The 20155-nt window shown below is 75.5% G+C and carries 19 protein-coding genes; 9 read left to right on the top strand and 10 right to left on the bottom strand.

All coding sequences use genetic code 11. From position 1 onward, the window contains the following. The first annotated feature begins 49 nt into the window (after positions 1-49). From CAE01nite_RS15105 to CAE01nite_RS15090, 4 genes are all read left to right on the top strand, one after another. Positions 50-718 carry an amino acid ABC transporter permease gene (locus CAE01nite_RS15105; protein WP_146906211.1) on the top strand — a complete coding sequence of 223 codons (669 nt, stop codon included), beginning with the start codon at positions 50-52 and terminating at the stop codon, positions 716-718. After that, entirely contained in the window at positions 705-1553 is an 849-nt protein-coding gene (locus tag CAE01nite_RS15100; protein ID WP_146906209.1) for an amino acid ABC transporter ATP-binding protein, read from the top strand. The genes CAE01nite_RS15105 and CAE01nite_RS15100 overlap by 14 nt, the downstream gene beginning before the upstream one ends. Before the next feature lie 122 nt (positions 1554-1675). Beyond that, the gene (locus tag CAE01nite_RS15095) at positions 1676-3310 is read left to right on the top strand and encodes an outer membrane protein assembly factor BamB family protein (RefSeq protein ID WP_146906207.1); all 1635 of its coding nucleotides are present in this window, start codon (positions 1676-1678) and stop codon (positions 3308-3310) included. An 81-nt stretch (positions 3311-3391) separates the two neighbouring features. Further along, a complete protein-coding gene (locus CAE01nite_RS15090; RefSeq protein ID WP_146906205.1) occupies positions 3392-3901 on the top strand; it encodes a cupredoxin domain-containing protein in 510 nt (169 codons plus the stop codon). Between the two features lie 83 nt (positions 3902-3984). On the opposite strand, the gene CAE01nite_RS15085 is transcribed toward CAE01nite_RS15090, so the two are convergent. Continuing rightward, positions 3985-4425, bottom strand: a complete 441-nt coding sequence (locus CAE01nite_RS15085) for a hypothetical protein (RefSeq protein ID WP_146906203.1) — start codon at positions 4423-4425, stop codon at positions 3985-3987. A gap of 289 nt (positions 4426-4714) precedes the next feature. On the opposite strand from CAE01nite_RS15085, the gene ppdK reads away from it, so the two are divergent. Then, a complete protein-coding gene (gene ppdK, locus CAE01nite_RS15080) occupies positions 4715-7420 on the top strand; it encodes a pyruvate, phosphate dikinase (protein WP_146906201.1) in 2706 nt (901 codons plus the stop codon). 10 nt (positions 7421-7430) lie between these two features. Here ppdK and CAE01nite_RS15075 read toward each other — a convergent pair whose 3' ends face one another. The 7 genes from CAE01nite_RS15075 to CAE01nite_RS15045 all read right to left on the bottom strand — a co-directional run bounded on the left by CAE01nite_RS15075 (position 7431) and on the right by CAE01nite_RS15045 (position 14484). Further along, on the bottom strand, positions 7431-8258 hold the full coding sequence (locus tag CAE01nite_RS15075) for a PhzF family phenazine biosynthesis protein (RefSeq protein ID WP_146906199.1): 828 nt from the start codon (positions 8256-8258) through the stop codon (positions 7431-7433). 95 nt (positions 8259-8353) lie between these two features. Continuing rightward, positions 8354-9403 carry an LLM class flavin-dependent oxidoreductase gene (locus tag CAE01nite_RS15070; protein WP_146906197.1) on the bottom strand — a complete coding sequence of 350 codons (1050 nt, stop codon included), beginning with the start codon at positions 9401-9403 and terminating at the stop codon, positions 8354-8356. Positions 9404-9468: 65 nt separating this feature from the next. Beyond that, the gene (locus tag CAE01nite_RS15065) at positions 9469-10029 is read right to left on the bottom strand and encodes a DUF5317 family protein (RefSeq protein WP_146906195.1); all 561 of its coding nucleotides are present in this window, start codon (positions 10027-10029) and stop codon (positions 9469-9471) included. A gap of 13 nt (positions 10030-10042) precedes the next feature. After that, positions 10043-12097, bottom strand: coding sequence for a putative bifunctional diguanylate cyclase/phosphodiesterase (locus CAE01nite_RS15060; RefSeq protein WP_146906193.1), 2055 nt, complete (start codon positions 12095-12097; stop codon positions 10043-10045). A 298-nt stretch (positions 12098-12395) separates the two neighbouring features. After that, positions 12396-12842, bottom strand: a complete 447-nt coding sequence (locus CAE01nite_RS15055; RefSeq protein ID WP_146906191.1) for a PGPGW domain-containing protein — start codon at positions 12840-12842, stop codon at positions 12396-12398. Positions 12843-13031: 189 nt separating this feature from the next. Beyond that, positions 13032-13739, bottom strand: coding sequence for a phosphatase PAP2 family protein (locus CAE01nite_RS15050; protein WP_146906189.1), 708 nt, complete (start codon positions 13737-13739; stop codon positions 13032-13034). A 1-nt stretch (position 13740) separates the two neighbouring features. After that, the gene (locus CAE01nite_RS15045) at positions 13741-14484 is read right to left on the bottom strand and encodes a phosphatase PAP2 family protein (RefSeq protein ID WP_246131241.1); all 744 of its coding nucleotides are present in this window, start codon (positions 14482-14484) and stop codon (positions 13741-13743) included. A gap of 303 nt (positions 14485-14787) precedes the next feature. Here CAE01nite_RS15045 and CAE01nite_RS15040 point away from each other — a divergent pair, with 303 nt between their 5' ends. Next, positions 14788-15363 carry a hemerythrin domain-containing protein gene (locus CAE01nite_RS15040; RefSeq protein WP_146906187.1) on the top strand — a complete coding sequence of 192 codons (576 nt, stop codon included), beginning with the start codon at positions 14788-14790 and terminating at the stop codon, positions 15361-15363. Positions 15364-15443: 80 nt separating this feature from the next. Here the strand turns inward: CAE01nite_RS15040 and CAE01nite_RS15035 are convergent, their stop codons facing one another. Then, the gene (locus CAE01nite_RS15035; RefSeq protein ID WP_146906185.1) at positions 15444-16523 is read right to left on the bottom strand and encodes a DNA polymerase IV; all 1080 of its coding nucleotides are present in this window, start codon (positions 16521-16523) and stop codon (positions 15444-15446) included. A 164-nt stretch (positions 16524-16687) separates the two neighbouring features. On the opposite strand from CAE01nite_RS15035, the gene CAE01nite_RS15030 reads away from it, so the two are divergent. Both CAE01nite_RS15030 and CAE01nite_RS15025 read left to right on the top strand, forming a co-directional pair. Next, the gene (locus tag CAE01nite_RS15030) at positions 16688-17062 is read left to right on the top strand and encodes a VOC family protein (RefSeq protein WP_146906183.1); all 375 of its coding nucleotides are present in this window, start codon (positions 16688-16690) and stop codon (positions 17060-17062) included. A 102-nt stretch (positions 17063-17164) separates the two neighbouring features. Next, a complete protein-coding gene (locus CAE01nite_RS15025; protein ID WP_246131240.1) occupies positions 17165-17851 on the top strand; it encodes a maleylpyruvate isomerase N-terminal domain-containing protein in 687 nt (228 codons plus the stop codon). Between the two features lie 52 nt (positions 17852-17903). Here CAE01nite_RS15025 and CAE01nite_RS15020 read toward each other — a convergent pair whose 3' ends face one another. Continuing rightward, a complete protein-coding gene (locus CAE01nite_RS15020; RefSeq protein ID WP_146906181.1) occupies positions 17904-18479 on the bottom strand; it encodes a hypothetical protein in 576 nt (191 codons plus the stop codon). A gap of 83 nt (positions 18480-18562) precedes the next feature. On the opposite strand from CAE01nite_RS15020, the gene CAE01nite_RS15015 reads away from it, so the two are divergent. Continuing rightward, positions 18563-20083: an outer membrane protein assembly factor BamB family protein gene (locus CAE01nite_RS15015; protein ID WP_146906179.1), complete on the top strand. Its 1521-nt coding sequence runs from the start codon at positions 18563-18565 to the stop codon at positions 20081-20083. The last annotated feature ends 72 nt before the right edge of the window (positions 20084-20155 follow it).

Here is a 20155-nt window from a genome sequence, read left to right as displayed (position 1 = left end):
CCCGCGCGACGTGCGCGGCCACGGGGACGACGGCGGGCGTGACGGCCGGATGAACCAGACCCCGTGGGAGCAGTTCGTCAGCTCCCTGTGGCCGATCGTCCAGGGGGCGCTGCTCGGCACGATCCCGCTCGCGCTCGTCTCGTTCGTCGTCGGGCTGGCGATCGCGCTGGTCGTAGCGCTCATGCGGCTGTCGCGGCGGCGCCTGGTCTCCGGGGTGGCGCGCGTCTACGTGTCCCTGGTGCGCGGGACGCCGCTGCTCGTCCAGCTCTTCGTCATCTTCTACGGCCTGCCGTCCGTCGGCGTCGTCATCGACCCCTGGCCCAGCGCCGTGGCGGCGTTCTCGATCAACGTGGGCGGGTACGCGGCGGAGGTCATCCGCGCCGCGATCCTCTCCGTCCCCAAGGGGCAGTGGGAGGCGGCGTACATGATCGGGATGTCGCGCAACGTCGCGCTGCGGCGGATCATCCTGCCGCAGGCCGCCCGGGTGTCCGTGCCGCCGCTGTCGAACACGTTCATCAGCCTCGTCAAGGACACCTCCCTGGCGTCGTTGATCCTGGTCACGGACCTGTTCCAGCGCGCGCGGGAGATCGCCGCCTTCAACGGCGAGTTCATGCTCGTGTTCCTCGAGGCCGCGCTCGTGTACTGGGTCATCTGCCTCGGGCTGTCGGTGCTGCAGAGCCGCCTGGAGACGCGATTGGACCGCTATGTCGCCCACTGACCCGCTCGCCCCCGGCACCTCGGGTGCCCCGGGCACCCCCGGCGTCCCCCCGACGCCGTCCGACCCAACCTGGGGCACGCACGCCCCGCTGCTGACCGTCCAGGGGCTGAGCAAGAGCTTCGGCGACCACCAGGTGCTCGCGTCGGTCGACCTCACCGTGAGCCGGGGCCAGGTGCTCGCCCTCATCGGGGCGTCCGGGTCCGGCAAGACCACCCTGCTGCGCTGCCTCAACGGCCTGGAGACGCCGGACGGCGGCACCATCGACGTCGGCGGTGACCTGCGGCTGGACTTCGGCACGACGCCGTCGGTGCGCGAGCTCGCGGCGCTGCGGGACCGGTCGGCGATGGTGTTCCAGCACTACAACCTGTTCCCGCACAAGACGGTCCTGCAGAACGTCATGGAGGGCCCCGTCGTCGTGCAGCGCCGTCCCGCCGCCGACGTGCGGACCGAGGCGCTGGCCCTGCTGGACCGCGTCGGGCTGGCGGCCAAGCGCGACGCCTACCCGTTCGAGCTGTCCGGCGGGCAGCAGCAGCGTGTCGGGATCGTCCGCGCGCTCGCGCTGCGGCCTCGGCTGCTGCTGTTCGACGAGCCGACGTCGGCGCTGGACCCGGAGCTGGTGGGCGAGGTGCTCGGGCTGATCAAGCAGCTCGCCGAGGAGGGCTGGACCATGGTCATCGTCACCCACGAGCTGCAGTTCGCCCGCGAGGTCGCGCACGAGGTCGCGTTCGTCGACGCCGGCCGGGTGCTCGAGCGCGGGGCGCCCGAGGCGGTGCTGCGCGATCCCGAGCACGAGCGGACCCGGCAGTTCCTGCGGCGGATCCTGCACCCGTTCTGAGCCCCCCGAGCGGCGCCGGGCCAGGTGCCCGCGGGGTGCCGGGCCGCTCGCGGGGTCGCCCCCGGCTCCCGGGCCCGGACGGTGCCCCGGACGGTGACGGCGCCGGTGCGTAGGGTCGGGTCATGGCACGTCTCCGCGGGGACATGCGGGACATGCGGGACGTCGAGCTCGTCGACGCGGGGCCCGACCACGACCACCCGCCGGGACCCCGGGCCGACGGTCGGGCGCCCCGCGGGACGCCGCCGGCTTGGGCCTCGGACCTGCCCGGCGGGCGCCGGACCCGTGCTGGTCGCCGTGGCGCCGCGGTGCTGGCGGTCGTCGCTGCCGTGGCCCTGGCCGGTGGAGTCGCGGCCGACCGGCGCGAGTCCCGGCGCGAGTCCGAGCTCGCCGCGGTCCCCGGGGTGGTGCGCTCGCTCGAGCGGCCGGTCGCGGAGCTGTGGGGGACCGCGGACCGTCCCGTCGACGACCTGCACCTGGTCGGCGACCGCCTGGTGGGAGCGGTCGCGCGGGAGGGCGGCGGCGGCGTCGACGTCGTCGCGCTCGCGTTGGCGACCGGTGAGGACGTGTGGCGGACCGCGGTCGGGACCGGCCGGGCCGACGCGCGCTGGACGAGCTGCGTCGTCCCCGGCCGGCACCGCCCTGGGCCCGGCGCCGGCACGGACGACGCCACGGACGACAGCACCGACGACGGCGGGGGCGACGGCGGCTCGACGCCCGGCACGCCCGTGGTCGTGTGCGTCGTCGTCGACGAGACGACGACCACCGAGGCCAGCGCGCTGGGCACCCGCACCTACCCGACGCGCGCGCGGCTGGTCGTGGTGGACGCCGTGAGTGGTGACATCCGACGGGACGAGCCCACCCTGCCCACGGGCGTCCTCGCCACGGTGGACGACGACGTCCTGCTGGCGGAGGTGGCGCCGGAGGGTCGCCCGCACGTCGTGCGCCTCGACCCGCGCAGCGGCCACCGGCGGTGGTCCCGGACCGGGCCGGACGCCCTGCCGGCCGACGAGTTCCGGCAGCGGACCGTGCGGATCGAGGCGGCCGGCGACCTCGTCGCCGTGGACGGCGGCTCGGTGCGGGTGCTGCGGGCCTCGGACGGCTCCCTCGTCGACTCCTGGCGCCGCGACGCGAGCCTGGACACCGGCGGCCAGGTGCAGGTCCTGGGCGGCGGGACGCTGCTCGCCCGCCCCGCGGCGACGTCCGACGGCGGCTGGGGCACCCGGGTCGTCGAGCTCGCCTCCGGTCGGGAGGCCGGCGCCCCCGGGTACCCGCTCCCGGTGCGGCCCGACGACGGCTCGCTGGCCGGGTCCGTGGTGATGCTCTCCGTCGAGGGGCTCGACCTGCTGGTGCTCGACGTCGCCTCCGGCCGCGTGCGGTGGTCCGTGCCGGCCGGCTCCGGCGGGTTGCCGGTGGTGATGGACGGTCGCGTCGTGCGCGCGGAGAGGCGGTCCCTGCTGGCGCGCGACGGCCGGACCGGCGAGGTCCTGTGGTCCGCGGCGCTGCCCGCGCGGACCGGGAGCCCGCTGATGACGGACGGGCGGTCGGTGCTGGTGAGCCTGCCGGACGGTCGCGGCGGCGGCGAGCTCGTCGCGTTCGGGCTGTCCGACGGACGGCGCACGTGGTCGGTCGGACTGCCCCAGGAGGTGGTGCTGACCAGCGCCGACGGGCAGCTGCTCGGGTCGTCGAGCGGCAGGCTGGTGGCCCTGGGCGCGCCGGACCGGCCCCGGGGAGGAGTCACAGCCGTGGTCACAGACTGATCACGGTCGGACAAACGCTTGCTTTTCGGTCCTCGCAAAGGCGAAGGTTGCAGCCTCAACCATTCTTCGGAAGGTCTGCTCATGCTCATCAAGAGACGAGTCCTGGGGGCGGCCATCGCGTCGCTCGCCCTGTTCACCGCCGCCTGCAGCGGGTCTGCCGAGGACACCGCCGAGTCCGTCGCCGGCGAGGCGTCCGAGGCGGCCGGCGAGGCGTCGGAGGCGGCGGGCGACGCCGCCGGCGAGGCGTCGGAGGCCGCGGAGCCCACGGAGGAGGCCACGGAGGCCGCCGGGGGCGCGTCCACCGTCCTGACCGCCATGGTCGGCACCGAGGAGGACCCGGAGGCCTTCGTCATCACGCTGACGGACGAGTCCGGCGCCGAGGTCACCGAGCTGCCCGCCGGTGACTACACGATCCAGGTCACCGACCCGGCCGAGACGCACAACTTCCACCTCACGGGCGGGTCGGTCGACGAGACGACCTCCGTCCCGGAGCTCGAGGAGACCACGTGGGAGGTGACCCTCGAGCCCGGGGAGTACACCTTCAAGTGCGACCCGCACCCGCCGATGACCGGGTCGTTCACGGTCGTCTGAGCCGACCGCTCGCCCGCTGCACGTCGAGAGCCCCGGACCCGTCGGTCCGGGGCTCTCGCCGCGTTCGGGCGCGCCCTGCGGTCCTACCGGCGGGACCGGCGCAGCAGACCGAGGACGGCGACCAGCGCGACCAGGGCGGCGATCCCGGCGGAGATCGCCGCCAGGTACTTCTCGCTGTACCACTGCGGGTCGAAGATCACCGGGAACGGCCCGACCGACGGGATCTGGACGTAGGAGCTCACGAGCAGCGCCGCGAGGGAGCCGAGCGCCACGGCGCCGAAGGCGAGCCAGGCGAGCAGCGTGCCGCGCACCAGCACCCACAGGGCGACGACCGCCGCGGCGACGGCCTGGGCGATGAACAGCCCCATGAGGGTCACCTGACCGTCGGCGAACAGCGGCGGCCGGTCGAGGGCGATGTCCAGGTGCAGGTACGCGGAGTAGCCCAGCGCGAGGGCTCCGATGACCCGCAGGGCCATCCCGGTTCGCGTGCTCCGGCGGGTGGCGTGGTCGGTGGTGGTGGGCACGTCGGTCTCCTGGGGTCTGTGGGCGTCACGTCGGCGCGCGCGCCGGCGGCCTGTCGCCATGGTGACCCGTCCCGGGGTCGTCCGCCGACTGATCGGCTCACGAGGTGCGCGCCCCTGCCGGCCACCACACCGTGAACACGCACCGGGGTGCCCCGCGGTTCACGTCCGGCGGCCGCAGGACGACGCCGGACCGGGACGGTCAGGGCGTTGATCTGCCCCGCCGGACGCGAGAAGGATGGGTGCGCCGGTGCTGGGCTCGACGCCGGCACGTCCTGACCGGAGGTCGACGATGACCGCGTACGTGTCCCGTTTCAGCGAGGGCGACAAGGACCAGAAGGACCTGCTGGGCGGCAAGGGGGCCAACCTGGCGGAGATGACCAAGCTGGGGCTGCCGGTGCCACCGGGCTTCACCATCACCACCGAGGCGTGCCGGGCGTACATGCGCGACGGCCACGTGCCACCGGGTCTGCGGGTCGAGGTGACGCTCGCGCTCCGCGAGATCGAGGACTCGATCGGCCGGCGGCTGGGCGACTTCCACGAGCCGCTGCTGGTCTCGGTGCGGTCCGGCGCCAAGTTCTCCATGCCGGGGATGATGGAGACGGTCCTGAACATCGGCCTCAACGACGCCTCGGTCAAGGGTCTCGCCGAGTTCTCCGGGGACGAGCGGTTCGCGTGGGACTCCTACCGCCGGCTCATCCAGATGTTCGGCAAGACGGTGCTCGGCATCGACGGCGACCTGTTCGCCGAGGCGCTGGAGGAGAGGAAGGCCGCGGTCGGCGCCCGGACCGACGTCGAGCTGTCCGCGCACGACCTGCGCGACCTGGTGGAGACCTACAAGGCGCTCGTGCGGTCCGAGTGCGGTCGGGAGTTCCCCCAGCACCCGCGCGAGCAGCTCGACCTGGCGATCGAGGCGGTCCTGGACTCGTGGAACACCGACCGGGCTCGTCTGTACCGGCGCCGCGAGCGGATCCCGAACGACCTGGGCACCGCGGTCAACGTGGTGAGCATGGTGTTCGGGAACCTGGGGGAGACCTCCGGGACCGGTGTGTGCTTCACGCGCGACCCGGCGACCGGGGAGAGCGGCGTCTACGGCGACTACCTGCCCAACGCGCAGGGGGAGGACGTCGTCGCCGGCATCCGCAACACCCTGCCGCTGGCGGAGCTCGAGGTGCTGGACCCGGCGTCGTACGCGGCGCTGCGCCAGGCGATGCGGCGGCTCGAGACGCACTACCGGGACCTGTGCGACATCGAGTTCACCATCGAGCGCGGCAAGCTGTGGCTGCTCCAGACCCGGGTCGGCAAGCGGACCGCCGGCGCGGCGTTCCGGATCGCCACCGAGCTCGTCGACGAGAGCCTCATCACCATGGACGAGGCGATCTCGCGCTGCACCGGGGCGCAGCTCGGCCAGCTGCTCTTCCCGCGCTTCGACTCCGCGGCGGAGCGGCGCCTGCTGACCAGGGGCATGCCGGCCTCGCCGGGGGCGGCGGTGGGCGAGATCGTGCTGGACAACGCGCAGGCGGTCGAGCGGACCTCGGCCGGTGCCGCGGTCGTCCTCGTGCGACGGGAGACCAGCCCGGACGACCTGCAGGGCATGATCGCCGCCGACGGCGTGCTGACCGTGCGGGGCGGGAAGACGTCGCACGCCGCCGTCGTGGCCCGCGGGATGGGCAAGTGCGCCGTCGTCGGCGCCGACGCGCTCGAGGTGGACCGCGCTCGCGGCGAGGTGCGCGTGGACGGGTTGGTCCTGCACGCCGGAGACACGATCGCGATCGACGGCGCGACCGGGGAGGTGTTCCTGGGCCGGGTCCCGGTCGTGGACTCCCCGGTGATGGTCTACATCGCCCAGGGGCTCGAGGCCGGGCTCGCCGCGACGGACGACCCGGACGTGCGCGCGCTGGTCCTCGCCGTCGACCGGGTGGTCACCCATGCCGACCGGGTGCGCCGCATGCAGGTGCGCGCCAACGCCGACACCGCCCACGACGCCCGGCGTGCGCGCGAGCGCGGGGCGCAGGGGGTCGGCCTGTGCCGCACCGAGCACCAGTTCCTCGGCGACCGGCGCCGGAACATCGAGCGAGTGGTGCTCGCCTCGGACCCGGGCGAGCGCGCCGCCGCGCTCGCCGAGCTGCTGCCGCTGCAGCGCGCCGACTTCACCGAGCTGCTCGAGGCGATGGACGGGCTGCCGACGACGATCCGGCTCATCGACCCGCCGCTGCACGAGTTCCTGCCTGACCTGACCGAGCTCGCCGTCCGCGTCGCGGTCGCCCGGGAGCGCGGGGAGACCGACGAGCGCGAGGTCGCGCTGCTGGCGGCGGTGCAGCGGATGCACGAGCAGAACCCAATGCTCGGGCTGCGCGGCGTCCGGCTGGGGCTGAAGCTGCCCGGTCTGTTCGCGCTGCAGGTGCGGGCGATCGCCGAGGCGACCGTCGAGCTCAGGCGGGCGGGCCGCGACCCGCGGCCGGAGATCATGGTGCCGCTCGTCGGATCGGTCCGGGAGCTGCAGATCGTCCGGGACGAGACCGAGCACGTCCTCGCCGAGGTGAGCGAGGCGACCGGGGTGCCCCTGGACGTGCCGATCGGCTGCATGATCGAGCTGCCGCGCGCCGCGCTCACGGCCCACCGGATCGCCGAGGCGGCGGACTTCTTCTCCTTCGGCACCAACGACCTCACGCAGACCACGTGGGGCTTCTCCCGGGACGACGTCGAGGGCGCGTTCTTCGCCGACTACCTGGAGAACGGCGTCCTGACGATCTCCCCGTTCGAGACGCTCGACGCCGACGGGGTGGGAGCGCTGGTGCGTGCGGGGGTGGAGGGCGGCCGTTCCACCAGGCCCGACCTCAAGCTCGGCGTCTGCGGCGAGCACGGAGGGGACCCGGAGTCCATCCACTTCTTCCACGACGCCGGGCTCGACTACGTCTCGTGCTCGCCGTTCCGCGTGCCGATCGCCCGTCTCGAGGCGGGCCGTGCGGCCGTCTCCCGCGAGGACTCCACCGCGTGACGCCGCCGGCTCAGTCCGGCAGGACGGCCGTGCCGGTCAGGTAGCGCACGCACGTGCCGGTCAGCAGGGTGCGGTCCCCACGGACCGCCACCCGCACCGTCCCGCCGCGCGCGGAGAGCTGGCGCGCCACGAGGTCGTCGCTCCCGAGCCGCTGGGCCCACAGCGGCCCGATCTGGCAGTGCGCGGACCCGGTGACCGGGTCCTCGGCGATGCCCGCCTCCCCGCCGAACCACCGGGAGACGAGGTCGAACCCCGTCCCGGTGCCCGGCGCCGTCACGACGACGCCGCGCACGGGCAGACCGGCGAGGGCGGCCAGGTCCGGCTGCAGCGCCGCGACGGTCGCGGCGTCCCGGACGACCAGGACGAGGTCCATCCCGGCCCACGCCTCCAGGACCGGGACGCCGAGCGCGGCCTGGACCACCGGGTCGACGTCGACCCGCGTCAGCGGGACGGACGGGAGGTCCATCGTGTACCCGCCGTCGGGGTCCCGGTGCACGAGCAGCCAGCCGCTGCGCGTGAACAGCTGCACCGTGGCGGCGTCGGGATGGACGTCCTGGAGCAGGTGCGCGCCGGTCGCCAGGGTCGCGTGCCCGCACAGGTCGACCTCGGTCGCCGGGGTGAACCAGCGCAGGTGCAGGGCCGGGAGGGACGCGTCCGGGGCGCTCACCCCGTCGGGCAGCGCCGCGACGACGAAGGCCGTCTCGGACAGGTTGTTCTCGGCGGCGACCTGCTGGAGGACGACGTCCGACGGCCAGTGCGGCAGCGGCATCACCGCGGCCGGGTTCCCCTCGAACGGCCGCTCGGCGAACGCGTCGATCTGGAGCAGGGGCACCTGCACGCTGCGGCTCCCGGGTGAGGGTGACGGTGGGGGTCACGGTGGGGGTCACGGGTGACGGGTCACCGCACGCTACGTCACCCCGTGCGCGCGCCGCGTCAGGCGGACGCGGCGCCGGCCCGTGCCGGGGACCACCCGATCGCCGGGGCGATCTCGCGCATGACCGTGCCGAGCAGGTGGGCGTTGTAGTCCACGCCCAGCATGTTCGGCACCGTCAGCAGCAGCGTGTCGGCCTCCTGCACGGCGACGTCCCGGGCCAGCTCCTCGGCGAGCCGGTCCGGCTCGCCGACGTACGACCGGCCGAACCGGGCCCGGACGCCCTCGAGGAGGCCCACCTGGTCGCCCTCGCCGCGGCCGGTGCCGAAGTACTGCCGGTCCAGGTCGGTGGTGATCGGCATGACGCTGCGGCTCACCGACACGCGTGGCCGGCGCTCCCACCCGGCCTCGTCCCAGGCCTCGCGGTACAGGCGGATCTGCTCGGCCTGGAGCTGGTCGAACGGCACGCCGGTGTCCTCCGACAGCAAGGTGGAGGACATGAGGTTCATGCCCTGCTCCGCGGTCCACACCGCCGACGCCCGGGTGCCCGAGCCCCACCAGATCCGGTCGGCGAGGCCCGGGGACCGCGGTTGGACGGCGAGCCGGCCGGTGGCGCCACCGGTCATCCGGGGGTCGGCGTCGACGACGGCCGCCCCGGCGACGGCGGCGCGGAACAGCGCGGTGTGCTCCCGCGCGAGGTCGCCGTCGTCCTGGCCGTCGGCGGGCACGAACCCGAAGGCGCGCGAGCCGTGCAGCGCGGTCTCCGGTGACCCGCGGCTGACGCCGAGCTGGAGCCGCCCGTCGGCGAGGAGGTCGGCCGCGGCGGCCTCCTCGGCCATGTAGAGCGGGTTCTCGTAGCGCATGTCGATGACGCCGGTGCCGACTTCGATCCGGCTCGTCCGCATCGCCATCGCCGTCAGCAGCGGGAACGGCGACGCCAGCTGCCGGGCGAAGTGGTGCACGCGGACGTACGCCCCGTCGACGCCGAGCTCCTCGGCCGCGACGGCCAGCTCGACGGTCTGCACCAGGGCGTCCCGCGCGGTGCGCACCTGCGACCCCGGGATCGGCTGCCAGTGCCCGAAGGACAGGAAGCCCACTCGCGTGCGGTTCATGCCGACCACCTCTCTCGTCGTCGGCGGCAACGCGCCGGGGAGGGCCGGTGTTCCCCGGCCGGACGTCACGCGGCGGCGGTCGCGACGGCGTCGGGCTCGGGTGCGCCCTGCACGGCTCGCCGCAGGGGCCCGGTGCCGGTCCAGGCGGCGACGACGACGCCGAGGACGATGAGCACGTCCCCGACGCTGAACGTGTTCGCCAGCGGCAGCGGCTGGGGCCACGCGAGCACGTCGCCGAGCCACGGCAGGACGGCGTCCGGGACGACGGCCGAGTTGTCGAAGCTCGCGTCGTGCTGCAGGCCGGCAGCCGCGACCGCGGACGGCGACGCCGGGAGCACGCCGCCGTTGAGCGTGATCGTCACCCCGTTGAGGGCGGCGCCGGCGCCCACGACGAGCACCCCGGCGGTCCGCCGGTTCGCCCAGAGGAACCCCAGCCCGACGGCGTAGGTCGCGACGTGCAGGACGGGCGCCAGCGCCTGGGGGAGCACCGCCTGGACGAGCACGACCTGCAGCGCCAGCGCTGTCCAGATCGTCCAGGGGCTGCGCCAGCGGTGCAGCAGCAGGGAGCGGGACCACCGTCCCGCGGCCAGCGGGGACAGCAGGGCCAGGAGGCAGGCGGCGATCATCAGCACGGTCGCGTCACCGCCCCGGCACGATCCGGGCCGCGGCGGCGGCGCCGGCCGCGCGCCGCTCGTCCGACAGGCGCGCGACGATCTCCGCGGCCGACGTCGGGCGTCCCAGGTGGTACCCCTGCCCGACGTCGCAGCCGAGCTCCGCCAGCGACCGGGCGGTGTCCGCGTCCTCGATGCCCTCGGCGACCACCCGCAGGCCCAGGTCGCGCGCCAGGGCGATCGTCGACCGGACGATGACGAAGTCCTGGTGGTTGCGGCGCATGTCGCTGACGAAGGACCGGTCCACCTTGAGCTCGTCGATCTCCAGCCGCTTGAGGTAGCCCAGCGACGCGTGCCCGGTGCCGTAGTCGTCGACGGCGATCGCGACACCCTGCTCGCGCAGGGCCGCGATGACGACGTCCACGCGCGCGGGGTCGGACAGGATCCCGGTCTCGGTGACCTCCAGGACGAGGGCGCCGGGCTCGACGCCGTGCCGGGCCAGCGCCTCGGCGACCTGGCGGGGCAGCGCGAGGTCGGACAGGTGCCGCGTGGACAGGTTCACCGACATGCGCAGGTCGTGCCCGGCGGCCCGCCAGCCCGCCAGTGCGGCCAGGGCGTTGTCGAGCACGTAGGAGGTGAGCTCGGCGATGAGTCCGGAGTTCTCGGCCAGCGGGATGAAGTCGTCCGGTGCGACCGGCCCGCGCTGCGGGTGCCGCCAGCGGATGAGGGCCTCGACCGCGACGACGTGCCCGGACGTCAGGTCGACCTGCACCTGGTAGGCGACGTCGAGCTGGCCGGTGTCGATCGCCACGCGCAGGTCCGCGAGCAGCTGCAGCCGGTCGACGCTGTTGACGTCCAGGGCGGGGGAGTAGGTGCTGATGCGGTCGCGCTCGAGCTTGGCGTGGTAGAGCGCGATGTCCGCGTTCTTCATCAGCGCGTCGCTCGTGGTGCCGTGGTCGGGGGCGACGGCGACGCCGGCGCTGGCACGGACCAGCAGCTCGAGCCGGTCCACGCGCATCGGCGCCTCGAGCGAGGTGAGCAGCCGGTGGGCGACCGCCAGGGTCTGGGGGAGGTCGCCGTCGACGACGACGGCGAACTCGTCGCCGCCGAGCCGGTGCGCGCTGACGTCGTCGCCCAGCGCGGCGCACAGCCGCGCCGCGACCTCCCGCAGCAGGACGTCGCCCACCGGGTGGCCGAGCGAGTCGTTGATGGTCTTGAAGTGGTCCAGGTCCAGCAGCACGAGGCCGGGACCGGACCCGGGTCCCTGCGCGGCGGCGAGGTGGGCGTCCAGCTGCCGGTGCAGGCGCTCGCGGTTGCCCAGGCCGGTCAGCGCGTCGTGGGACGCCTGGTGCGCGTGGCGGGACGCGGCGGCGGCGGTGGCGTACACGGCGACCACGGGGGCGACGAGCAGAGCGAGGACGGTCACGCCGTCCTGCGCCACCGCGGCCGCGACCCCGCCGATGCACAGCAGCACCGCGTGGGTGGCCAGCACGAACCGCGCGTCGTCGCGCACGACGGCGTCGAGCGGCAGGGTGGTGGCGAGGCTGACGACGACCGCGACCAGGAGCCGGTTGACGGCGACCATGGTGACCCCGGCGAGCAGGAGCGCCCCGAGGTGGCGCGGGCCGACCGGCACCGGGTCCGCGAAGTAGGGCAGGCCCGTCAGGGCGCAGAAGACCGCTCGGGCCGCCAGGACGCTGAGCACGTACTGCGCCGTGTTGAAGGCGGACTTCAGCAGCGGACGCCGGTGCACGACGTCGTCGCAGAGGCTCGCCACGACCTGGACGACGACGGCGACGCCCACGCCGCCCACCGCGACCGAGGCCAGGACGAACGGCGCGGAGGTGGAGATGTTCTCGGCGGTCTCCGTGCCACGGGAGATCGGGACCGGCCGGACCTCGCCGACGATCGCGGCGACCGCGAGGAAGGCGATGGACCAGGCCTGGGTCCCGCTGAGCGAGGGCCAGGGCGCGAGCCACAGCGTCAGGACGAGGCCCAGGGCGCCGAGGACGCAGACGGAGGCCAGGAAGGCGTGCAGACGCCACGGCACCGCCGGACGTCGAGCTGCCCCCTGCTCGGTCATGTGACGGCTAGACCCACTTGTGCCCGGCGCCGACCAGGGCGACGACGGCGACCATGGTGGCCGAGCTCGTGGTGATGCGAAGGGCGGTGGTGGTGGCCGTGCGGCGCCAGCTGCTCATGGTGGTGACTCCCCGTCGATCCGTTGCGACGTCGTTCGCGCCGCTCAGGGGACTCTTCGACCCGGCGCCCCGCGATCTTAGGCTTTCACCGCGACGCGCCGGGAGGTGGACGGCGCCGGACCGTCGGCGCGTCGGGCGCCCGGGACGACCGACCGCGGCCCACCACGGGGCGTCCGGACGTCAGGCCCCGACGTCCGCCGACGGCCCGCGACCGGCCTCGGGCGCAGGCGCGGCACCGGGGCTCGCGCTGCCGGAGACACCGCGGCGCCGTGCGTAGACGATGGTCCCGAGCAGGCCCAGACCGCTGAGCAGCAGCATCGAGGCGGTCAGCAGGTTGACGAGCGGCAGGTCCACGCCGGCGACCTCGAGGATGCCGGCGGCCAGCAGGGAGACGGCCCCGACCAGCGCGAGCGCCGTCCGGCGCTTGCTCTGCGCGACCTCGTCCAGCCCGACCTGCGCCTTGTCCTTGGCGTACGCCAGCGGCCGCGCCGCCCAGGCGAACTTCGTCGCCAGGATCGCCAGCCCGGCGGCGACGAGCACGAACCCGGGACCCGGGAGGACGAGCAGGGCCACCCCGGCCAGCGTGAGCGCGCCGCCGACCACTGCCACCGCGACGCGTCCGAGCACCGGGCCTCCCTCGTCACCTCGTCCGGGTGCAGCTGCGACCCGGAGCCGGCCGGGGACCCGGTCGGGGGCACCACTATGCCTGGCGCGCGAGCGGGTGGCGCGCCGGGAGCCACGCCGGCGCCCGGGCACGTGCCGCCTCCGGACGCCGGAGCCGAGAGGCGGCCGGACGCCTGACCGCGCCGGGACGGCTCACCGCCCCTGGTCGCCGCCGGCGGCGGCGCTCTGCGGCCGCAGGTAGTGCCACGCCAGCCACGCGCACACCAGGCCGTTGAGCACGCCGACGACGACGTCGCTCGGGTGGTGCATCCCGCGGTACAGCCGCGCGTAGGCGACCAGGACCGGCACGAGCAGGCACGCGGCGGTCGCCGCCCACCGCAGGGCCGGACGCCGGATGCGGCGGCTCAGCACCGCCAGGACCACGTAGAACGCCGTCGAGGCACCGACGTGCCCGCTGGGGAAGCTCGACGTCGGCGGGGCGACGTCCAGCGCGTCGGCCTCCGGACGGTCGCGCTGCACCACGAAGGCCGCGGTGACGAACACGGCGGCCTGCACGGCGACCGCGATACCGGGGACGATCGCGAACCACCACCGCCGCGTGCGCCACCACAGGACCGCCATCACCGCCAGGCACGCCCCGATGATGAACTCGGTGGCGCCGACGTTCGACCACAGCGACGTCAGCGTGTCCAGGACCGGGGTGCGGCCCGGCTCCATGGCGCGCACGGCCGCGTCCTCGCCCGCCGGGTCCCCGAGCGGCCCGACGATCAGCGTCCCGGTCCCCACGACGACGGCCCACCACGCCGCCGCGGGGGCCAGTGCCCGCCGCACGAGGTCACGGCCCACCCGTCGCGCCGTGGGGCGTGCCCCGTCGTCGGCCCAGCGGTCGGCGGACGTCACGTCAGCCCCCTCGCGCCGGGTGGGTCGCGTCGCTCGCGTCGGCGGCGTCGGCTGCGTGGGCGGTGTCGGACGGGGCGGTGTCGGACGGGGCGGTGTCGGACGGGGCGGTGTCGGACGGGGCGACGCGCGGCGTCGTCCCGACGTACCCGGCGTAGGACGCGCCCGTCACGGCGACCCCCAGGAGCACCCCGGCGACCACGTCGGAGGGGTAGTGCACCCCGAGCAGCACCCGGTCCGCCGCGGTCACCAGGACGACGACGGCCGCCCCGGCCGCGGCGGCGAGGCGCCCGCGCGGACCCAGCAGCGGCCACACCAGCACCGTCACCACGGCGCACGCCGCCGCGGTGTTCGCGGCGTGACCGGACGGGAAGCTGTACCCCGGCGCGTGCGCGACCGCGTCCTCCACGACCGGCCGCGCGCGCTGGACGAGCTGCTTCGCGACCAGCTGGAGGCCCCACGCCACCATGAGCGTCACGAACGCCCACACCGCCCGGGTGCGCAGCCCGTGCCGCCGCCACGCCCACACGCACAGCCCCGTGACGGCCAGGTTGACCCAGCCGGCGCGGAAGCACTCCTGCCACACGAGCAGGGCTCCCCGCAGGCCGGGCTGCGCGCGGGTCAGGTCGGTGGCGGCCCGGATCACCGACTCGTCGAACGGCTGCACCGCGGCGAGGCGAGCCCGCACGACGAGTGCGAGCACCACGAACGGCAGTCCCAGCGCGGCGGCCGCGATCGCAGCCCGCACCAGGCGGTGGCGGCGCCCCGGCCGGTGCGCCGGGCCGGGCCGGTGCGGCGGGCCGGGCCGGCGCGGCGCACGGTCAGGCACCGCACCCGCCCGCGTCGTCCGGCGCGCCGGACGGCGCGCCGACGGGCACGCCGAGGAGCGCCCCGGCGCGGAGCGGGACCGTCAACCGGCGGCCGACCCCGATGGTCATGCTGTGAGCATGGGCCCGCGACCCCTGTCCGCACCACCACCGCGGCCGGCAGGGTCTGGCTGCCCCGCGGGCCACGCGCCTACGCTCGAGGACGAGCCGAGGGAGGACGGACCATGACCGAGACCCGCACCGGTGACCGAGCCACCGACGTCATCGACATCCTGACCACCGACCACCGGGAGATGCTCGAGCTCCTGGCCCAGATCCAGGTGGCGGGTGACCCCGACACCCGCCGGGACCTCGCCGACACCGTCATCGCGGAGGTGATGCGGCACGCGGTCGCCGAGGAGATGTACGTCTACCCGGAGATCGAGGAGCACGTCCCGGACGGGGCCGCGGAGGTCGAGCACGACAAGCAGGAGCACGACGGGATCGTGCAGCTCATTAAGCAGCTGGAGGACGTCGACGCGGCCGACCCGCGGTTCCTGGCGGTGACGTCCGAGCTGCAGGCCCAGCTGAGCCACCACATCGCCGACGAGGAGGCCGACCAGTTCCCGCAGCTGCGGGCCCACATCCCGGCCGACACGCTCGTGACGATGGGCCGCAAGGTGGAGGCCGCGAAGAAGCTCGCCCCCACGAGGCCGCACCCGCACGCCCCGCACTCCGAGCTGTTCCACAAGACCATCGGGCCGGGGGTCGGCATGGTGGACCGGCTCCGGGACAAGCTGAGCGGGCGCAGCACCGACTGACGACCCCGGGCGGCAGCGGCTGGGCTCCGGCCGCGGCTCGGCGGCAGCGGCACGGGCGGCAGCGGCTCGGCGGCAGCGGCTCAGATCCGGCCGCGCACCGGGGTCCGCTCCACGCCGTCGGCCTCGGCGGGCATGACCATCTCGGCGCGGACGCCGAGCAGGCGCACCTCGCGGTCCTCCAGCTCGGCGGCGAGCGCGACCGCGGCGCGGACGACGTCGGCCGTGTCCCGGGTCGGTGCGGGGAGCTTGCGGCTCATCACCTTGGTGAGGAACGGCGCGTACCGGACCTTCAGCCCGACCCGGAGCACCGGACGCCCGTCGGCGGCGACGTCCCCGGCGACGTCCCGTGCCAGCCCGGCCACGGCGTCGCGGACCTGCTCGCGGCTCGTGAGGTTCTGCTGGAACGTCACCTCGCGGCTGTGCCCGCGGGGCACCCACGGCGTGTCGTCCACCACGGCGGGACCCAGACCCTGGCCCAGCTCGTGGTACCAGACGCCCATCCGCGGCCCGAACTCCGCGACCAGCGCGTCCCGGGGGGCCGCCGCGAGCTCGCGCACGGTGTGCACCCCCAGCCCGGCCAGACGTCGGGACACCTTCGTCCCGACCCCCCACAGGTCGATGGTGGGGTGGTCGCCCATGACGTCGAACCAGGTCGCCGCCGTCAGCCGGTAGATCCCGGCCGGCTTCGCGAAGCCGGTGGCGATCTTCGCCCGGACCTTGTTGTCCCCGATGCCGACCGAGCAGTGCAGGTCGGTCGCCGCCAGCACGGCCGCCCGGGCGCGCCGGGCCAGGTCCTCCGGGTCGGCGACCACCGCGCCGAGGAACGCCTCGTCCCACCCGAGCACCTCCACGACGGCCCCGAGCGTGCGCAGCGTGGCCATGACCTGCTCCGACGCCGCCTCGTAGGCGGGGGCGTCGACGGGCAGGACGACGGCGTCGGGCACCTTGCGGACGGCGGTGCGCAGCGGCATCCCGGAGTGCGCGCCGTACCGGCGGGCCTCGTAGGACGCGGTCGAGACGACGGCCCGCTCGGTCGGGTCGCCCCGGCCTCCGACGATGACCGGCCGGCCCACCAGCTCGGGACGCCGCAGCACCTCGACGGCGGCGACGAACTGGTCCAGGTCGACGTGCAGGACCCACGGGACGGCGGGCTCGCTCATGCCAGCAGTCTGCCGCGCCGACCGGGCCGTGCCTCCGGTTCGCCGCCGCGGCGTCCGGGGCGGGCGCCTGCGATGAGTCACGACCGGTGCGACGGTCCACCCCGCGAGCCCGCCCGTCCGGTGCGGGACGCGACAGGTGCCGGCGGCACCGGAAGGGAGCACCCGTGCTGCAGGAGTCCGACGCCTTCAGCGGGTTCTCGGTCGACGACGTCCCCCGTGCCCACGCCTTCTACGCCGGGACCCTCGGGCTGGACGTCACCGAGGAGAACGGCATGCTCACGCTGGCCCTGCGCGGCGGCGGGCGCGTGCTGATCTACCCCAAGCCCGACCACGCACCGGCGACGTTCACGGTGCTCAACTTCCCGGTGCCCGACCTCGAGGCGGTGGTCGACCGGCTGGCGGCACGCGGCGTGCGCTTCGAGCACTACGAGGGCACGCCGATCGAGACGGACGCGCGCGGGATCTTCCGCGGCGGCGGCCCGCTCATCGCCTGGTTCACGGACCCGGCAGGCAACGTGCTGTCGGTGCTGGAGGCCTGACGGCGAGCCGCGACGCGTGGACCCGGCGGGCGTCCGCGAGGAAGGACGACTCTGCGCGTCCGTCCGCGCCCGGTCCGCCTCACGCGGTGCCAGACTGCGGGCGTGCCTCGAGCCACCGACGCGCTGGACGCCGCGTTCCCCGCCGCCGCCCTGATCGCGCTGGACCTCATCCGGCGCCCCGAGGTCGCCGAGCGGTGGTCGACGCCCAGCGCGCTGCCGCACCTGTCGGTCGGCGCGCTGGCCTGCCACCTGGGACGGCAGGCGGTGCGGGCCGCCGAAGGGCTGGCGGTCCCCGCCGACGGTCCCGCTCGGCAGCCGGGCGACCAGCCGGCCCCACCGCCGGTCGAGCTGCCGGTGCTGGCGTCCGCCGACGAGCACTACCACCGTGCTGCCTGGGTCACCGCCGGACCGCCGGCCGGCCCGTCCGAGGACGACCCCGACGAGGCGGATGCCGCCCGCGGACCGGCCGACCTGCAGGCGCGCACCGCACGGGCGACCCAGACCGTCCGCGAGCTGCTGACCCAGGGGGCCCGGGACGTCGTGCCGATCCCGTGGCAGGGCTGGGCGCTGCGCCGGGGCGACTTCCTGCTCACGCGCCAGCTGGAGGTCGTCGTCCACTGCGACGACCTCGCCGTGAGCGTCGGCGTCCCGACGCCGACCTTCCCGGAGGAGGTGTTCGGGCCCGTCCGGGACCTGCTGGTGCGCCTGGCCGAGCACCGTCACGGTCAGTCGGCGGTCATCGGCGCGCTCACCCGCAGCGAGCGGGGCCGGGACATCTCGGCGTTCTGACGCCGACCGACGGCTGCCGACGCCTCCTGACGCCTCGCGGCGCCGGGCTGGCTCAGGCGGCCGGGGACCCGCTGGGTCCCGAGGCCGCCTCGAGCACCTCGATGCGCCGGCGCGTCCGCTCCGGCTGCGTCCAGAAGCTCACGGTCAGGACCGCGAACGCGGCCGCCAGGAGCCATCCCCACCACCGGTGCGGTGTCTGCACGGTGATCGCCGCGTGGACGGCAGTGTTGACCGCGAAGACGAGGCAGGCCGGGACGCGGAACCGGGTCGTGCGGGGCAGGGTCGCGCGTGCGGTCTCGAGGGCCACCCGCAGCACGATCGGGTCGGTGGGAACCGGCCCACCGCGCGCCGCCCGGGTCGCCTGGCGGTACCCGGCCCCCGGCAGCTGGGGCAGGTGTCGTCGGGCGGTCGTCGGCGGGTCCGCCGTGGCCGACCACCGCGCGAGCGCCGCGCTGGCCGGACCGAGGATCGCGCCGAGCAGCACGCCGCCGGCCGCCGACCCGATCGCCCGGGTGGTCACGGGCCCGTCGTCGAGCACGGACAGGACGAGGAAGGTGCCGGCCGCGAACCACGCGGCGTGCAGCAGCGCCCACTGCCACCAGCGCAGGCGGGCCAGGGTGGGACGCACGTGGGCACCCTGCCAGACGGCGGCCCGCCCTGCCGTGACGCGGTCGCGGCCACGGCCGGCCGGCCGCTCGTTAGGGTCGGCGCATGGCAGCCGGGGGACGCGACATGCGCGACGTCCACCTGGTCGAGTCGTGGGACGAGCCGCCGGCCGGAGGCCCCGCCGGCGCCGAGCCCGGCGCCGGGGTGCCGGGGACCGACGGCGCCGGCCGTCCACCGACCTCGCCGCGCGTCCGCCGACGCCGTCGTGGCGTGCTGGTCGTGGCGGCAGCCGTGGCGACGGTGGTCTCCGTGACGGCGGGTGTGGAGAGCTGGCGTGACGCGGCGCGGGTGCGGGCGCTGGCCGACGTCCGGGGCGTGGCGGCGCCCCTGCGGGGTGCGATCCAGCCCCTGTGGGAGGTGGAGAGCCCGGTCGGTGACGTCCTGGAGGTCGGCGAGCGGCTGCTGACGGTGCTGTCGGGTGCCGGGACGGTCGACGCCGTCGCCCTCGACGCCGGCACGGGCCAGGAGGCGTGGCGGACCACGATCGGGTCCGCGGTGGCGACCGACGGGCCGGTCGGGTGCGTCGTCCCCGGGGCGCCCGGCGAGCCGGACGGCGCCGACCGCCCCGTGCTGGCGTGCGTGGTCACCGACCGCGTCGCGACCACCCCGGAGCAGCCGGAGGGATGGACGACGTACCCCGTGGCGGCCCACCTGGTGGTGCTGGACGCGCGGACCGGGCGGCTCGTGTCCGACAGGGCGACGACACCGGGTGCGCGGCTGGCGACGGCCGGCCAGGACCTGCTGCTCGCCGAGGTCGGGGGCGACGACCACGTGCGGGTGTCCCGGCTGGACCCGCGGACGGGGGAGACGTCCTGGACCTTCACGAGCCCCGACCCGGCTCCGGCCGACAGGTTCGGGCTGCGTCCGGTGTGGCTGCAGGCGCCCGGCGACGTCGTCGTGGTCGAGTCCGGCACCCGGTGGGTGCTCTCCGGGGCGGGCGTGCTGTCGCACACGCTCGACCGCGACCCGCAGGCGCTCCCCGGACCGTCGCGCGCGGCGGGCGGGCAGTGGCTGGTCCGGTTCGAGGAGGACCCGCGGGGTGATCCGCGCGTGCGGTCGCGCGTCACGGACCTGGTGACGGGGAGGTCGTACGACGCGCCCGGCTTCGTCGTCGGGGCGCTACCCGACGACGGGTCCCTCCCGGGGACCCTGTTCGTCGGGTCGCCGGACGGCACGGCGGTGAGCGCGGTGGACGGCGCGACGGGCGAGCAGCTGTGGACCGTCGAGGCGCAGGTGGGCTCGTGGCCCATGGTCCTCGACGGCACGGTGGTGCTGCTGGACGGTGGTCGGCTGCTCGCGCTCGACGGGCGGACCGGGGCCGAGCGGTGGTCCGTCGCGGACGACCGCCTCGGTGCCGCGTCGAGCATCGTGACCGACGGACAGGTCGTCGTTGCCAGCGACGGGGCCACCCGGCCCGGGGGCGAGGTGGTCGCCTTCGACCTGGACGACGGACGCGTGCGGTGGTCGAGCGACGTGGGGGGCCCCGTGTCCCTCGCGGTCCACGGCCACCGGGTCGTGGGGTACGACGACCGGGGTCGGATGAGCGTCCTCGGCGACGCGCGCTGACCCTGCGCGGTCCGGCGCACCGGCGCTGCCCGGCGCGATGTCCTGCGGCGTGCAGCGCCCGCCCGGGGGAGC

The organism is Cellulomonas aerilata, from assembly GCF_007991755.1.
GTDB lineage: Bacteria > Actinomycetota > Actinomycetes > Actinomycetales > Cellulomonadaceae > Pengzhenrongella > Pengzhenrongella aerilata.
Note: the sequence above shows the minus strand (reverse complement) of the source record. Positions and strands in the feature narration are given on the sequence as shown.

Excerpts from the sequence above, each read along its gene's own strand:
- CAE01nite_RS15070 (WP_146906197.1), bottom strand. The coding sequence starts at position 9,403 with ATGAACCGCACGCGAGTGGGCTTCCTGTCCTTCGGGCACTGGCAGCCG.
- CAE01nite_RS15090 (WP_146906205.1), top strand. The coding sequence starts at position 3,392 with ATGCTCATCAAGAGACGAGTCCTGGGGGCGGCCATCGCGTCGCTCGCC.
- CAE01nite_RS15105 (WP_146906211.1), top strand. The coding sequence starts at position 50 with ATGAACCAGACCCCGTGGGAGCAGTTCGTCAGCTCCCTGTGGCCGATC.
- ppdK (WP_146906201.1), top strand. The coding sequence starts at position 4,715 with ATGACCGCGTACGTGTCCCGTTTCAGCGAGGGCGACAAGGACCAGAAG.
- CAE01nite_RS15015 (WP_146906179.1), top strand. The coding sequence starts at position 18,563 with ATGGCAGCCGGGGGACGCGACATGCGCGACGTCCACCTGGTCGAGTCG.
- CAE01nite_RS15060 (WP_146906193.1), bottom strand. The coding sequence starts at position 12,097 with ATGACCGAGCAGGGGGCAGCTCGACGTCCGGCGGTGCCGTGGCGTCTG.
- CAE01nite_RS15095 (WP_146906207.1), top strand. The coding sequence starts at position 1,676 with ATGGCACGTCTCCGCGGGGACATGCGGGACATGCGGGACGTCGAGCTC.
- CAE01nite_RS15100 (WP_146906209.1), top strand. The coding sequence starts at position 705 with ATGTCGCCCACTGACCCGCTCGCCCCCGGCACCTCGGGTGCCCCGGGC.
- CAE01nite_RS15065 (WP_146906195.1), bottom strand. The coding sequence starts at position 10,029 with ATGATCGCCGCCTGCCTCCTGGCCCTGCTGTCCCCGCTGGCCGCGGGA.
- CAE01nite_RS15040 (WP_146906187.1), top strand. The coding sequence starts at position 14,788 with ATGACCGAGACCCGCACCGGTGACCGAGCCACCGACGTCATCGACATC.
- CAE01nite_RS15035 (WP_146906185.1), bottom strand. The coding sequence starts at position 16,523 with ATGAGCGAGCCCGCCGTCCCGTGGGTCCTGCACGTCGACCTGGACCAG.